Source organism: Mycobacterium sp. BMJ-28 (assembly GCF_054404835.1).
Genome location: NZ_CM136783.1, coordinates 5,831,714 through 5,846,445, shown reverse-complemented (window position 1 = coordinate 5,846,445; position 14,732 = coordinate 5,831,714). Strand labels below are relative to the sequence as shown.

Here is a 14,732-nt window from a genome sequence, read left to right as displayed (position 1 = left end):
GGTGGGGCTGTTCGGGGTGATCGGCCCAGGGTGTGGAGAGGGCGTCATGGTCGGTGTCCTCAGGTCCTAGGCCATTGAGGGGCTTTGGCGCCCCAGGGTGACCCACGCGTTGTCGATCGGGTTGGCATCCTGGTTGGGTGCGTAGCCCGCGAGCAACTCGGCGAGCAATTTGTCGGATCGCCACGCGTCGATCTGTGCGGCCGCGGCGGCTCCGGCGTCGGCGTGCAGCAACTCGATCACCGTCGATACAAGTTGTCCGGCAACATGTTCCATCAATGCGACATTGCTGGCGAATTGCGCGTCGAGTTGGTCATCGGGCAGGCTGGCCGCCATGCCTTCGTGCAGATCAACGATGAAGGGCATCAGGGTGTAGGGGTCGGCGAACACTCCCTCGGCTGGCCGGTCATCGATGCTGTGCCATTCCCGGAGGAATTGTTGTACGCGGGTGTGCACGTTCCAGACACGGAACAGATTTGCCAACGCATTCGGGCTCTCGCCCAATCGGGGAAACCTGCCGTGGAAGAACAGTAGGCCGGGCACCGACCAGTACATGATGGTGTCCCAGATGACTTTTGCGACCATCACCTGCGGATTGCCCATCAGTGGGAGTTGTTTCTCGTAGGCCACCAGCCAGATTTCGCTGAGTACTAGGTAGAGCTGATTGTGGGCGATGGCCTTCTCGGTGATGTCCTCGCCGGCGAGGTCCCGTTGAATCAGATCGGTGATCAGGCCGTTGCTGATGCCCATCAGGTCGCCTCCCGATGAGTACAGGGGGTCGATCGACACCCCGGCCTCGCCGGTCAGGCACCACCGTTGGTCGGAGTAGACCTGTTTGCAGCTGTATGCGTAGTCCCGCATGCATCGGAAGTCCTGGACGAGGTCAAGGTGTGCCTCGATGGCTGCGGCGCACTGCGGCTCGTGGATGCGCAACCAGGACAGGGCACGTTCCAGAGTGTTGAATTCTTCGTGCGGGTGGAGCTCGGCGTCGGCGACGATGCCGATGCTGGTGGATCCTGAGGCCAGGGGGATGACCCAAACCCAGTAGCCGATGCCCATCAGATGATTAGTTGACAGCCGCCGTGCACCGCCCGGGCGGCCGTAGGGTCCGCGCTCCACCTCAGTCCGTGCGTGCCATGTTTGGTCGTCTGACCACGATCCCACATCGATGGGGTGGGCCACCCGAAGCCAGGACGAGTTCGCGTGATGGGACACTGCTTTCGCGAGTCCGAGTTGGCGTTTGAGCAGTCCGGCCCGTCCGGAGGCGTCGATTACCCAGCGCGCCCGGATGGTGTGAGCGGTGCCGGCGGTGCTCACCTCGATCGTGTGCGGCTCTTCACCGCTGCGCAGATCGATTCGCCGAACGGCGCTGTGGTCGAGAAACCGCACGCCCATCTTGGTGGCGCGTGTGCCCAGGTGGTTCTCCAATCGACCCCGGTCGAGCTGATAGGTCGGCAGGGGCGCTTCCTCGATCTGACCGAACTCGACCCGCCGGGCGATGTCGTCATTGCCGTCGCACGGGAAGAACATCCGCAGGCCGAATTTGCGTAGATGTTGGCTTTCGAGATGGTCTTTGAGGCCGAGAACGTCGCGTAAGTAGTGCGCTTGCATCTCCACACTGGACTCGCCGACCTTGTGGGCGGCTTCTGCAACGGGATGAGATTGGCGTTCGACCACGGTGACGGTCAGCTCAGGCAGGGCTTGTTTGAGCTGCAGCGCCAAAGTGAGCCCCGCGATGCCGCCGCCCATGATCGCGACGTCGACGCTTTCTTCGTGGTGGTCGACCGGCGGTGTGTCCTGATGGTTCATCGTGCGCCTCCGGATGTTTCGATGAGCAAGGTGTGGTTGGCAGCGGTGTCGGACGTGTTGGGCCGTGGTGTGGGCTGCGCAGGTGGTGGCGATGCAGTCGGTGCTGTGGTGCCGATGGTGATCCATTCGCGGCTCGTCGGGGCCCGGTGCCGGTCGCTGCGGTAAATGGACAGCAGGTCGGCGATGATCGGATCCCGTTGCCAGGACTGAATGGTCGCCACGATAGCGTCGTTGTCGGTGCGTTCGGCGAAGGCGGTGATCACGGTGTTGACGAGCTGGCCTGCGAGTTGGCCGAACAGGCGGGTGTTCTCGGTGAACCGCGTCTCGAATTCAGCGCTCGACAGTTCATCAGCCATCCCGGTGTGTAGGCGGACCATGAAGTTCAGCGGGGCATACAGGTCAACGAACTGCGGATGCAGGTCGGAGTCGTCGATGGCCGACCATTCCCGGAAGAACTGTTGGACGCGATTGCTGATCTGGGTGAGGCGACCGAGGTTGGCGGCGATCGATGGGGTCGTGGCTGCGGTCTGAAATTTCTCCTGGAAGAACAGCAGCCCGAACACACCCCAGTAGAAAGCGGTGTCCCAGATGACTTTCGAGGACATCACCTGAGCATTGCCCATCAGACTGTACTGCTTTTCGTAGATGGCCAACCAGATGTCGGTGACGCTGCGGAACAGGGTGTCGTGGATGCCGGCCAGTACCGTGACGTCCTCACCCGCCAGTGAGCGGGTCACCAGGTCGACAACGAGTCCGTTGCCGATCGCGATGAGGTCCAACCCTGGCGAGTACAGCGGGTCGAGGAACACCCCGGATTCGCCGGTGAGGCACCATCGGTCGTGGCCGGAGAACACCTGATCGCAACTGTAGGAGTAGTCACGGATCACCCGGAAGTCCTGGATGTCTCCAGCGTGCGCATCGATGACTGCGGCGCATTGCGGCTCACGTCGGCGCAACCAGTCCCGCGCCTTATCGAGGGTGTTGAAGTCGCTGAACGCATGGGTGGCATCGTCGGCGACGATGCCGACGCTCGTCGACCCGGACGGCAGTCTGATGAGCCACACCCAATAACCCTCACCCATCAAGTGATTCGTCGACATCGCGCGCTCGCCCTCCACGATTCGGCGCTGCCAGCTGACATCGTCGGTCCAGTTGGCGACGTCGATGGGATGGGCCACCCGGAACCACGCAGCGTTGGCCTTGTGCCCGACGCCTTTACGCAGACGCTGATGGTGGCGCTGCAGCTGTTGGCTGCGCCCTGAGGCGTCGATCACCCATCGCGCGCTCACGCTGTGGTCGCCGGCGGGTCCGCTCACGCGCACCGTGTGCAGCGGTTCATCGGGCCGCAGTTGGATGTCGATGGCTTTGGAGTCGTTGAGGAACTCCACGCCCGCTAGCTCACACCGCACCCCGAGCTCGTTTTCCAGGCGCCCGCGGTCGACCTGGTAGGTGCACAGGGGCGGAAATATTGAGCTTCCCAGCTCGACGCGACGGGTGATGTCGGTGTTGTCATGATTGCTGAAGAACATGCGTAGACCGAACTTTCGAATCTGGCGAGTCTCCAGGTGGTCGGCCAGACCCAAGGTGTCGCGCAGGTAGTGCGCGGCGATCTCGACCGTTGATTCGCCAACCTTGTGGGTGGTTTCGGGCACGGGATGGCGCAGCTTCTCCACGACCACCACCCGTATCGATGGGCGCGCCCGCTTGAGCTGGAGGGCGAGGGTTAGCCCCGCCGCTCCGCCGCCCAAGACGATGACGTCGTAGTGCCCCGACGCGGTCGGGGCGGATGCAATGCGCGTCCGCACCGATCGTGCGAGCATTGCCCGCTGCTCATTCGACAATCCCGCCAGCCGCTGCCGCACCGGTTCAGTCATATTTCCTCCTCGTGAAAGCATGTTCGCGGCAGCTACTTTCGCTGCGCTTACGTCGAGTGAAAGGCCAGCGAAAGTGCCGAGACGTTCGATAGGCTGGCAAGTCTGGGGAGTCGACGATCTGGTTCGCCCGGTCGGTTGGTCCTTCGATCGGCCGGTTGGATCCTGGAATCTCGAAACGCCGCGCGGCGTGGCGAGCCCGGAGTCGCGAAAACAGCAGCGGCGACCGACCGCTTAATGCTGTTCACTAGGGGGACTATGCTGAACTCGCTTGCTGGGGAAGGGGTCGGTGTTCTCCGCGGCCTCACGCCGGGCGCGGTGGAACGACCGTTTCGTGCCTGCTTCTTCGGACCGTTTCGGGTGTCGCGCGACAACGTGGCGGTCGACGCCGCGTCAGGGGGTGGGCGTGCGAGCGCCCGCACGCTTCTCAAATGGTTCTTATTGAATCCGAATGTCCACGTTGATTCTTCTGTCCTGCACGCACTTCTGTGGCCAGACCGCCGGTCCGGCAGCAACCCGAATCGACTGCACGTGACGTTGCACTACTTGCGCCATCAGTTGGAGCCCGAGTTGGCTGCTCGACATCCCTCCAGCTTTATCCACTCGGATCGGGCAGGACGATACTGGTTTGACTTCGCTGACCGCTGGGACACCGACGTCGCAGAAGTAGAAACCCTCTATTCAGCGGGCAAGCGGGCAGAGGCCAAGGGTGACATCGGTTTTGCGATCCGCGCATATGAGCAGCTGTTGGAGTACTTTGACCGAACGTTTCTCCCGGAGAACCTGTTTGACGAGGCGTTTGACTCGGCCCGCACGGTCCAGGAGGTGACGCACCGCGAGGCCGAGTGCCGGCTGCTGCAACTGTATCTGCTCGGGGGTTTGGCGCATCGCGCCCTCCCGATGGCCTTATCGATGCTGGATCGAGATCCCTACTCGGAGGCCGCATCGATGGCCATCGCGGAGGTTAGTCTTTTTCAGGGCAATGTGTTGGCGGCGCGTGCCCAGCTGGAGGGCTACCTGGACTATGTGCGCCGCGAGCTGGGCGCCGCGCCAAGCGAATCGATTTTGCAACTGCGTGAGCGTATCCGTCAGGCGGGATGAGCCTGGCACTGACCTATGCGGAATGCCGTGCACCACAATGCTATTCTCTGGCATTTGCAGGTGAAGGCCGCGATAGCCGCGGCCTCCACGCCCGGCTTGTAGGCGGTAATGGCGCGTGTGCCAGGGGAGCCGCCACCCTACGGACTTACCGCGCCACGGCGCGCTCACGACTTCTGTGGGTGCACAGTGCATTTCGAGATGTTCACCGGTCCGCAGCCTAATGTGGGCGTCGGGTGGGTGCTCACGCACGGCTGAGGCATAGATGCCTCTGTTCGCCGTGCGTGGCGGGCCCTGGCGATCAGCTCGATGATTCGCCGAGTCCGCGCGACCAGGTCTGGATTGCCTCGCTCATCTCGTCGGCGGCGTCGGACTGCACGAAGTGGCCGGCGCCATGGACGATCACCGTGCTGTGGTTGGGGAACTTCTTCTCCAGCCGCTTACGGTCGCCGTCTCCGAATGCCATGTCGGCATCGGCCCACACGATCAGGGTGGGCAGCTGGTGGATGGCCGGCAGGCCGTCTTGGACTTCGGCGAGGAATTTGCGGCTGCCGGTGATCGCTCCGGGCAGGATGGCGCAGGCGTTGCGGCGCTCGCGTGTTCCGAGTGCCTGCCGGTAGTGCGTCATCTCGGCGTCGGAGACCTTGCGCCGGCGATGCCCGGCGGGGATCAACGCGTTGACGAACAGGTTGAACTGCCTGATGAGCTCACGTCCGATCAATCCGCCGAACAGGTGCGATGCCATTTCGGCGCGCAGCTGCCCGTTGACCGGCCATGCCCAGGTATTGGCCACTACGAGGGCCTTGAACGCATTGGGCCGCTGCTCGGCCGCATACAGGCCGATGGGGCCGCCCCAGTCGTGGGCGACGAGTGTCGCGTCGGATAGCCCGAGTTGATCGATGAAGGAAACCACCACGCCGGCGTGATCGATGGGCTGATAGCCGTAGCCCTCCCCGGCCACCGACAGGCCGAAGCCTGGATAATCCAACGCGACGCAGCGGAAATCGTGGTGAAGGGCGGTGATGATGTCGCGATAGACAAACGACCACGTCGGGTTGCCGTGCAACATCAGCAGCAGCGGGCCGGATCCTTCGTCGATGTAGTGCACGGTGTGCCCGTTGAGCTCGACGAACCGGCTCTCGAACGGGTACAAGTCCGGATCAACCCATGCTGGGCGGGTACCGGCAGATTCCTGAGTCGACACTATGTTGAACCCCCTAGGACTGGTCGGATATACTCAAGTCATCACAAGAAAGTCAAGCACGTCATGACCGGGAGGGCAATGCCAATGCGGTCTTACGGCCAATACTGCGGACTGGCGCGAGCGCTGGACGTCGTCGGTGCCCGGTGGAGCCTCCTGATCATCCGTGAACTGCTTATCGGCCCAGCTCGATACAGCCAACTGCTGGAGGGGTTGCCGGGGATCGCGACTAATCTGCTCACCGAACGCCTGCGGGAGTTCGAACAAGTGGGCATTGTGGAGCGCATACTCGACGAGGGCAGCAACGGCGTCGCCTACACCCTGACCCCGTGGGGTGCCCAATTGCGCGAACCGATTTCGGCGCTGGTCAGGTGGAGCACCCCGCTGATGATCTCAGGCCCGCAAGGCGACAGTTTCCACACGAATTGGCTGGCGGTCGCCCTCGACGCGCTGTTAGCCGACGAGCGCACGGCCACACCGGTGAAAGTCGGACTGGCCGTCGACGACACCATCGTCACCGTGCACATGAGTGAGAACGGAACGTACGTGGAGTTCGATGCCGAGCAGGCACCCGACACGGTGTTCCGCGCAGATCCTGCCCTGGTGCTCGGATTGGCCTCAGGAATGCTCACCGTCGAGCAGGCCGTGGCCGCCGGCGGCGAGCTGCAAGGCACCGAAGCCGACCTGGTCGCCGCCTTCGGACCTGGCCAACGGCTGCCGCTGTAGAAAGTGTCGCGGTCCCCTTCTGGCGCTGCGGCGCGCCCACCCGCGCTCAGGTGACGGGTTCGCTGTGTCACGGCTCTGTGTCGAAGAGTTCAGGCACCTTCAACGCCAGCGTCATATCCCCTTCCACTTTCATCTTGCCCGCCATGAACGCCCGCATGGCGTCTTGTCGCCCCTCGGCGACCGCAAGCCAGATATCACTGGTGGTGGTGAACGTCGTATCCGGGTCAGCAACGCCGCCGGGAATGAGGCGCGCATGCCCATCTTTGATCTCGACGGCCCAGACGCCACTGTCAAGATCGGTGAGTTGCCATTGCAACGTGCGTTCCAGGCCAGCCGCTTCCTCGGTGCGCAGCCGGCTGGGCAGTTCCTCGAAAAGCTCGCTGATCGTTAAGGACACGGAATCACGCTCCTGTTAGATGCCTGCACGGGGCCGGTGACGGTGGGAAGCTCGCCGACGGTTGCACTCCGACTGTCTGCTATCGAACTTCCGCTGCCGTTACCGCGCGTGTAAGTCCACGATCCGCAGCGGCGTCGCGGCGCTCTGGAGCGCATCGGCGAGTCGATGTCGGAGTTCGACGAACTCCGACGGTGGCTGCACCCCGAGATCGCGCTGCACCGCCTCACAGAACACCTGAAGCCGGCGGGCTGCCTTGCCGCGGTTGCCACTTCGCAACGATGAGTCGATGATCGCTTTGATCGCCATCTGGTTGTAGGAGTCCAGGCGAAGCATCAAATACGCCGCTTCCAACAGCTCTTCATCGGCGTCACACGCCGCGTCAATCTGCATCAAACGCGTCAGTGCTTGGGTACACATCAACTTGTACTTGTGCCGATAGCGTTCAAGCCACGGACCCTTCTCCCCGTCCAGCAGCGGGCCCTGCGAGACATAGCCGGCCACCCGTCGGTAGTAGAACCGGGCCCGGGTGTGATCACCGGCGATGTCACTGGCGTGGCCACGGCGGTACAGCAATTCCAGGTCCGCAACGTCGGTCCACCACTGCTGAGTCGATTCGAAGCTGTACACCCGATTCGTATGGTGGGTGATGAAGGACGACCGTTGGCGTGGGCCAAGCTCTGGCTCCAGCAGTCGCTTGAGCGCATGCATATTGACATCAAACAGGCTGATTGCCTTGTCGGGTTCGGCGTCGGGCCAAAGTATGTCGACGAATTGGTCTGCCGAACAGGGCTTTCCGGGGTTCAAGAGGAACCAGAGCAGAATGTGCAGACCTTTTCGGCGGCCTGCCTCCAGCTCAACTCGGTGATCGCCCCGATACATCCGCAGATATCCGAACAGGTAGGCCCGGTGGCGCGCATGGCGTTCGAGTTCCCGCGGATGCTCAAGATCGTTGTCGTCGCTGCGACTATCTAGTGCCCATGCCCCCATAGGATCCCCCTCCATGGTGAGTCGGGCAAACACATGTCAACCCGGCCCGGCCCAACAGTTAACGGACTTCACGGACGATACAGGGGGTTGCGCAACTTGGTGCGGGAAATTTGCCAGGTTTGCGTGATTTTTACAAGCAAGCTGGATTTTTGTAAACCGCCCGAATCGCTTCGCCGCGTGCTATGCACCCACGGTGGCGCGTCGGGACGTCGAAGATGGCGACGAATGGCCATGACGGCTGCACCGACCGAGGCATGCCCAGGTTCACGAGAAGCTTTTTATCGCAAGCAGTTCCCTCACCTGTAGGCGCGATAGGTATTGCGTCACCGGAGTGACCACGGTCAGCGCTGCAGTGCCGTCCTGGGTACGTGCTTCAGCCCACCGCCCAGCTTGGGCATATCGACGTGCTCCGGCCGTGACCCGTCGACTTCGTTTACGAGGGGCAGCGCGTGCTCCTCAACGTTGCCTGCCGGATCGCGTTCGGGGGACAATCCCACTCGATCGAGCACCGCATAAGCCGTCTCGGTGACTCGCAGTGCAGGATTCTCAGGCACCGGCAGCGACAACCACAGCTGGGTGCGCCCGCGCTCCAGAATCAGCTGACACGCGCCGTCACCGCCATAGAATCCCTCACGGGCGAAGCCATCTGTCACCGCGGCTTCCCGGGTGAGATAAATTCGGCCGTGCAACGGGCCACTGCACCACTCCGGCGGGCAAGGATGGATCAAAGCGTCCAGCCACGAATCTATGTACAACGCGAATGCGCTGGTCGCTTCACCCTTCGCCCACTCCTGGACTTCGCTCACACGAAAATCGGCGACAAAAATGGTGGGGTCGGATCGCAGCGGTATGGGCAGTCGAAGCGGAAACGCCGAACCATCGACGTTCGCAGCGCTGATGACTTCTGCGAGGACATCCAGGTCTGAGGGATGATCGACGTATGCGATTTGTTCAGCGAGAACAGGATTGACACCGAACTCGACCGCGCCCCTGTACACGTTCGCCGGACCAGGCCCGCCAAAGGAGCCTGGTATCGCATGGTCGATACCCACCCAGCTGCCAGATCGCCCATCGTGGGCAAGCATCAGTGGCACACGAATACCAGACCGATCGATGAACGCATCGAGAGGCAAGACGGACATCGCTAAAACGTCGGCCTCGACCCGGCCGGTGATCAACCGATCAACCCGAAATTCGTTATCAGCGACAAACTGTGCGATGTCAGCCACGTTGACCACGAGAACCCGGCTGGTCAGATCGTCGGCGGGATGCCCAACCTCCTGCGCCCGCGCCATCCACGCCGACAGTGTCGCCGCTGGTATACCCGCCTGGTTCGCGGTCTGAGCGACGGGTTGCCCGTGACGATCCCGCAGCAGGGCGGCAAGCGCCCCGAGGGCGAGTCCGTCCCGCTCGGCTTCTGCCAGGGCACACTGGTGGCGGCGCGCCGAGGTGTTCACCGCTTCATTGAGCGCCGACTTCGCGTCGCGTGCATCCATGGCGAGCATTCTCACGCGCATGGCGCCGCGAATCAACGACGCAAACTCGATCGCCGGACGCGGATTCTCAGAAGTCGCCCTTCGACGGGCGCGGTGTTCGGGTGCTGACCATCCGCTCAGTGGCAGTGCTCGCTTGCACTGATCGTCCGCAATGCGCCGGCCATCCCGACTCAGACTTGCATTTATTTGTCGGTGACTACGGAAGTTTCACTCAATGCGTCGAGCTCGGCGGCCACCGCCTGCATCCACTTCCCGTCCAAAGCGCGCTTAGCGATGCCGTAATCCAGCACCGCCCGCGAAAAAAACTGCGCGTCGACGCGAGAGGTCGTGTCTGCGCGCGGGAGCGAGTCGCGAATCTTCTCCAGACGTTCGACGTCGTGTCGGGCTTCCCGTGCGCCGTCGAGAAGAAGCTGTCTGGATTCGCCTGCGGGGACAGCGCCGAGTAAGAACATCCGCAACAACATCGCACTGCGGGTGTCCAGGTCTTGATCGGGACTGCGTATCCACTGCACGAGCACCTCGCGCCCAGCGCTCGTCACACGGTATTCTTTGCGGCCGCGGCCGCCCCTTCCGCAAATTTCGATCAACTTCTGGTCGGCCAGCTTGTTGAGCTCTGTGTAAAGCTGGCTTTGGGTCGCTGGCCACACGTTCGCCAACGTTTCTTCGAACCGGCGCATGAGGTCATAACCGCTGCCCGAGCCCGCTGCCAATAGCCCCAAGATCGCGACCCTCAGACTCACGGCCTAGCCACGCAGGCACTCATTTGCCCACTTCCTCTCCCCGCACGTGCCGCATCGGTCACAGATCGGGCAGCCGTCTCGCACAGCGCTGCCCACCTGCACAGCAAATCGTAGGACCACGATGGGTCTCACGAAAATCCAGACGCGGGCTGTCGCCTATTCCGTCCCCTGCGGTAGCCGTGGGACCGACAGTTGGTCGCCGCTGGTGGGGTCTGGGTTGAACGAGTACCCGCGGTCCGCGTCGCGCAGCGATGGGAACACTCGGTGGGTTTCAGCCACCGACCTACACGACGGTGATTCGGGTGTAGTTCGTGGCGCCCAGAGTAGGCACCCCCGAAACGATGCTTGGTGGCGGCACGGCGAGTACCCGATGATTTCTCGCGCTTTAGCTCTGCCCCAGGGCGCGACGGAGGACTCCTGGGTGGCGGATCAATTTGGGGCCAAGGATTAACGCGGAGGCGAAGAGGCCAAGAAGCGGCCTCACGTGGGGTGTGACTCGACGGATACGGCCATCGCCGTCCTGTTCGATCAGCATCGCGTCGTGCACGCGGACGCCAGCCAGTCGCGTATCGGCAATGGCGATGGTGGCGCCGGCGCCGTTTGGTCCGAACCGGCTCCGCCACTGCAGATTTGCTGCTAGCGCGGGTAAGAGCGCGTCGAATACGACACGCAGGTCACTGTGCCCACGGATCACAGCTCGGCCTGAGAGTGGGGTAATCATCTGAGCGTCGGGTGCCATCGTGTCGATGACCGCGTCCGTGTCGCCGGCCGCCACAGCGGCAAGGAACCTGCTCACCACATCGCGTGCGGCCGATGAGTCGTCCACGACGGCGCCGATAGTACGATTGCCCTCAGCCATGAGTTAGGGTCCATTCTCTTTCGCGGAGGCACCCAGCGGTGGCACCTCTCGAGCCGGTCGCAAGCTGACTGTTCCGGCAGCCCTCGCCTGGCGGCAAGGCGCTTCTTGCTCAACTGTCGTGATGGCCGCCCTGAGGCTCGGCACGTCGGTAGTCGACCTGCCTTCGAGCACGCTAAGTATCGCCGACGCGATTACGGCTCACTTACATCGTGTGCAAGTAGAACTCCCGCTAAGTCCTAATAGCTGCTCACTCCTAACGTGTGATCCGCCGTTTCGGACTGCGTTGGCACGGCGGCGGTAGTCGCACTGATAGGTGGGCAACGGGTTACGCACCCCCAGCCTCGCTGAACTTCTCACCAGGCCGGATACTTCGACGTGTTTGTCGGATTGCACTGCGATGATGGGCAGATGCGTCCAGAAGTCTGGCAAGTGATCACGCGCACCGGGCCGGTCGTGCTCATCACCGGTGACTCTGGAACTGGGAAGTCCTCGGTACTCCAAGCCACGGTGGCGGAATATCCCTCGTCGATAATCGCCCCGCCTGTGGCTATGTGCTTGTTCGACAGCGGTGCACTGCAAACCGCGCTGTTCGATGTCCTGGCGACAGTGCTCGCCACTGCTGGCCCGGGCCAACAGGGATGGAAGGATCTCGCCAAGCGGCTGCGGCACGCCACGAGGGAAGCAGCCCTCGAAGTCGGCAAGGCGGTGGCTGATGCCGTCATCGAGGAGGTCGTGGAGCTCGCCAAGGCCAAACTTGGCGAGAACGTAGGTCAGGGCTTGTTGAAGTTCTGGAAGGGGTTGAAGAAAGACACCAGCCGAGATTTGGCGCGTAGCCTTCGGGCGCAGTCGGACGTGAATGTCGCCCGGTTGCTGGTGCGCTTGGGCAACGAAGTGGCCGCAACGGTCGGTCGAGACATCGTGATCACCTTGGACGAAGGTAACCGACTCGGCGACGACGATCAGCGCGTCCTGGCCTCCCTCGCCGCACAGCCTGCCGAGCGTGTCCGCGTCGTGATCGCTTGGTCGACTGCACAGGACGAATCCCTTCCTGGCTTAACGCGGCTCCGCCGATTGGGCCTTGCAGAGGTTGAGGTTGCCGGGTTGAGCGACGGCGAAGTTGCACGCTGGCTGGCAGATGCCGGCATGCCCGAGCGCGCCGACGAAGTCTACGCACTTACCGCGGGATTTCCACTCCTCGTCGAGGGCCTTATCGCGCATCTTCGCAGTGGCGGCCAGCTCCATCACTACTCGGCGCCAACACTTTTCAGTGACGTGCTGGCCGACGCGCTATCGCGGCTTCCTACTGATGCTCAGCATGCGGCGCGAAGGCTATCGGCCTTCACTTACCCCCTGCCAGACGGCGAGATCCTCGGACTCCTCGGCGTAGACGCGATCTCCTGGGGTGTCATGCGTACCGCCCTCGAACATGAACGCGTGTTCTCCGTGCGCTACCCGGACGGCCTCTGGTTCCATGAAGCGCGGCGCGCCTACCTGTGGGACGTGGTGCTTGCCGAAGCCGAGCGTGAGCAAGTCGGGCAGGCGGCCTACACCACGTTGCTCGAGCACCAGCGTCGCGCAGTCGATACACACGCACCTGGTGCGTTTCGCCAAATCGCAGCCCTCGCGCCATACGCCCACGCGAGTCTGGCTGACAATCCGGCGCTGGTGGCGGTCATCGGTTTGGACGTTGACCAGCTTGGTGTTCTCGCGGCTGCCATTGAGTTGCAGAATGTCGGGCTTGGTTCACCCACGCCGGCGGATCAGGTTGTGATTCATGCGCATACGGCTTACGGCGTCGACCGCGGGGTCGCAATCGATGCCATGACCGTCCTCGGCTCGTGCGGGCTCATTGAGCTGGGCGAGGTGCCGCGTCGCGACGTCGGCCGGTCAGAATCGATTGTCGATCTGCGCCTCGATTACGAATGCGACGTGGTCGCGCGTGGACGAATACAAACCGTCCTGGGAAAGGCGGCGGTGCCCCATCTGGCCAATCATGTGGTTCGCACTCATCTCGAACGTGTCCGCTTGGAGTCGTCCAGGATCATCACCCAGGCTGGTCACGCCGACGCTCTAGCCGTTATTGCGAATGCGAATATGGTTCGCGCACCTGCGTCATTTCAGCGGGTCGGTGACCCTGCTTTGGGTGTATGGCTGCATTACGGCGATCAGCCCGTGACCGTGGTCGCCGTGTTTAACACCAAGGCAGACCGGGCGGCCGCTGAGCATGAAATTAGACACTTGACGGGTGTGTCCTTCGGGCGGCGCGTCGTGGTCGACCGCACCTTTTTGGATCCAACACACACCGTCCCGTCGCTGCGTTTCATGCGGGCGGTCTACTTTGCTACAGGACTCGCCGTTCACTCCGACGGCAAAGAGTACTTCCTGGATCACCCGCCAGCTCTGCCCATGTTGGAGTTCGCTCAACGGCAGGTCGACCTGCTTGCGTTATTGGCCTCGGAGACAGGTGATCTCGAACGCGAGGTCTACGACCTCACCCAACCTTGCGGTGTGGCAATTGCACGTAAGGACAAGTCGGAGTACCGACTCGACGTGCGCGGTGCAGCACACGTGTACGCGATCGACTTTGACCAGATCGCGGCAATACTGGAGCAGGGATCGCTGGTATCGGCCCGGATGGAGCTGGCCATGGATCTGCCCGCGGCGATCACGACCAAACATCTGACTACTCAGGTGTGGACGAATGAACGGACTCAGGACCCTGTGGTTGAGCTCCTGGGTACGCTTCGCAAGCAAGCCGAGAGGTTCAATGCCCGGCAGCCGCGAACCCTTGTTCGTCTCGAAAAACGAAACCTGCAAGCACAATTGGCTGCTGCCCATGTTCGTGATCAACAGCTCGCCCGCAAGCTCTCGGAGAATATAACCATCGCAGGGGAGCGCGGACTCCGGCCCACAAGGGCTCTGAAGCTCGCGATCCACACCCACGGCAAACCCAACCGGCCTACTCAACGGGTCGCAGTCTGCGCCTGGCCCCCGGGCGAGCCCACCGACGTGGAAATCCGCTACGTCTCCGAAGAAACAATCGAGAGCGCAGAAGCACTGTATGCAGCTGCTTTCGGAGCCGAAGCCGACTCCACGGATCTCTATGCTGACATGCTGCCGAAAGTTTTGGCGTCACTCTTAGGCTTCGAAGTCAATGAAATTGAAGTTACCGGTTGACGAGCACCTAGTGTCGATTGGCATGGGGGACAACGCCAGGCCAGTGTTCTGCGATGCCCGCACGCAGGATCCGCCGGAGTCGGCGATCTGACCATCGACCACCCCGCTGCGCGGTGTCCGCCGAAACGAGATTGTTGAGGAAATGACACGAATTTGAGAAAAAGTCGACGACATCGAAATGAGAAAGTTGGCAAAATCGCAGGCCAGCCGACCACCGAATGAAAAGGGAATTGAGAACCTACAGGCGCTGCGCCAGCAGATGACGGAGTCTTGTTGCATGTCGGTGTCACCGGAGAGGGGCCAGATGTCGTGGTTCTGTCCGGTGGGCCGGGCTGTGTCCACCACCTGGAGCATGACGATCTGGCACCTCGCGG

The 14,732-nt window shown here is 62.4% G+C and carries 12 protein-coding genes; 3 read left to right on the top strand and 9 right to left on the bottom strand.

Annotated elements, in window-relative coordinates; all coding sequences use genetic code 11:
- Window positions 1-66: 66 nt before the first annotated feature.
- Window positions 67-1,806 (bottom strand): NAD(P)/FAD-dependent oxidoreductase, encoded by a 1,740-nt coding sequence (locus ACXPWS_RS29070; protein ID WP_458709971.1) that lies wholly within the window; start codon window positions 1,804-1,806, stop codon window positions 67-69.
- Entirely contained in the window at window positions 1,803-3,680 is a 1,878-nt protein-coding gene (locus ACXPWS_RS29065) for an NAD(P)/FAD-dependent oxidoreductase (RefSeq protein WP_458709970.1), read from the bottom strand. The genes ACXPWS_RS29070 and ACXPWS_RS29065 overlap by 4 nt, the downstream gene beginning before the upstream one ends.
- A gap of 255 nt (window positions 3,681-3,935) precedes the next feature.
- Here ACXPWS_RS29065 and ACXPWS_RS29060 point away from each other — a divergent pair, with 255 nt between their 5' ends.
- Window positions 3,936-4,778, top strand: a complete 843-nt coding sequence (locus ACXPWS_RS29060; protein ID WP_458709969.1) for an AfsR/SARP family transcriptional regulator — start codon at window positions 3,936-3,938, stop codon at window positions 4,776-4,778.
- A gap of 298 nt (window positions 4,779-5,076) precedes the next feature.
- Here the strand turns inward: ACXPWS_RS29060 and ACXPWS_RS29055 are convergent, their stop codons facing one another.
- Entirely contained in the window at window positions 5,077-5,979 is a 903-nt protein-coding gene (locus tag ACXPWS_RS29055) for an alpha/beta fold hydrolase (RefSeq protein ID WP_458709968.1), read from the bottom strand.
- Window positions 5,980-6,057: 78 nt separating this feature from the next.
- Between ACXPWS_RS29055 and ACXPWS_RS29050 the strand changes: the two genes are divergently transcribed.
- Window positions 6,058-6,702, top strand: coding sequence for a winged helix-turn-helix transcriptional regulator (locus ACXPWS_RS29050; RefSeq protein WP_458709967.1), 645 nt, complete (start codon window positions 6,058-6,060; stop codon window positions 6,700-6,702).
- Window positions 6,703-6,769: 67 nt separating this feature from the next.
- Here ACXPWS_RS29050 and ACXPWS_RS29045 read toward each other — a convergent pair whose 3' ends face one another.
- The 5 genes from ACXPWS_RS29045 to ACXPWS_RS29025 form a co-directional block, all read right to left on the bottom strand.
- Window positions 6,770-7,099, bottom strand: a complete 330-nt coding sequence (locus ACXPWS_RS29045) for an SCP2 sterol-binding domain-containing protein (RefSeq protein WP_458709966.1) — start codon at window positions 7,097-7,099, stop codon at window positions 6,770-6,772.
- A 99-nt stretch (window positions 7,100-7,198) separates the two neighbouring features.
- Window positions 7,199-8,086, bottom strand: a complete 888-nt coding sequence (locus tag ACXPWS_RS29040; protein ID WP_458709965.1) for an AfsR/SARP family transcriptional regulator — start codon at window positions 8,084-8,086, stop codon at window positions 7,199-7,201.
- A 341-nt stretch (window positions 8,087-8,427) separates the two neighbouring features.
- Window positions 8,428-9,582 carry a hypothetical protein gene (locus tag ACXPWS_RS29035; protein WP_458709964.1) on the bottom strand — a complete coding sequence of 385 codons (1,155 nt, stop codon included), beginning with the start codon at window positions 9,580-9,582 and terminating at the stop codon, window positions 8,428-8,430.
- A gap of 182 nt (window positions 9,583-9,764) precedes the next feature.
- Window positions 9,765-10,322: a PadR family transcriptional regulator gene (locus ACXPWS_RS29030; protein ID WP_458709963.1), complete on the bottom strand. Its 558-nt coding sequence runs from the start codon at window positions 10,320-10,322 to the stop codon at window positions 9,765-9,767.
- Between the two features lie 385 nt (window positions 10,323-10,707).
- Window positions 10,708-11,181, bottom strand: coding sequence for a nuclear transport factor 2 family protein (locus ACXPWS_RS29025; RefSeq protein ID WP_458709962.1), 474 nt, complete (start codon window positions 11,179-11,181; stop codon window positions 10,708-10,710).
- Between the two features lie 375 nt (window positions 11,182-11,556).
- Here ACXPWS_RS29025 and ACXPWS_RS29020 point away from each other — a divergent pair, with 375 nt between their 5' ends.
- On the top strand, window positions 11,557-14,358 hold the full coding sequence (locus ACXPWS_RS29020; RefSeq protein WP_458709961.1) for a hypothetical protein: 2,802 nt from the start codon (window positions 11,557-11,559) through the stop codon (window positions 14,356-14,358).
- Here the strand turns inward: ACXPWS_RS29020 and ACXPWS_RS29015 are convergent.
- Window positions 14,320-14,712 (bottom strand): hypothetical protein, encoded by a 393-nt coding sequence (locus tag ACXPWS_RS29015; protein ID WP_458709960.1) that lies wholly within the window; start codon window positions 14,710-14,712, stop codon window positions 14,320-14,322. The two genes, ACXPWS_RS29020 and ACXPWS_RS29015, sit on opposite strands and share 39 nt — an antisense overlap.
- Window positions 14,713-14,732: the final 20 nt, after the last annotated feature.

Excerpts from the sequence above, each read along its gene's own strand:
- ACXPWS_RS29070 (WP_458709971.1), bottom strand. The coding sequence starts at position 1,806 with ATGAACCATCAGGACACACCGCCGGTCGACCACCACGAAGAAAGCGTC.
- ACXPWS_RS29065 (WP_458709970.1), bottom strand. The coding sequence starts at position 3,680 with ATGACTGAACCGGTGCGGCAGCGGCTGGCGGGATTGTCGAATGAGCAG.
- ACXPWS_RS29060 (WP_458709969.1), top strand. The coding sequence starts at position 3,936 with ATGCTGAACTCGCTTGCTGGGGAAGGGGTCGGTGTTCTCCGCGGCCTC.
- ACXPWS_RS29050 (WP_458709967.1), top strand. The coding sequence starts at position 6,058 with ATGCCAATGCGGTCTTACGGCCAATACTGCGGACTGGCGCGAGCGCTG.
- ACXPWS_RS29040 (WP_458709965.1), bottom strand. The coding sequence starts at position 8,086 with ATGGGGGCATGGGCACTAGATAGTCGCAGCGACGACAACGATCTTGAG.
- ACXPWS_RS29035 (WP_458709964.1), bottom strand. The coding sequence starts at position 9,582 with ATGGATGCACGCGACGCGAAGTCGGCGCTCAATGAAGCGGTGAACACC.
- ACXPWS_RS29025 (WP_458709962.1), bottom strand. The coding sequence starts at position 11,181 with ATGGCTGAGGGCAATCGTACTATCGGCGCCGTCGTGGACGACTCATCG.
- ACXPWS_RS29015 (WP_458709960.1), bottom strand. The coding sequence starts at position 14,712 with ATGCTCCAGGTGGTGGACACAGCCCGGCCCACCGGACAGAACCACGAC.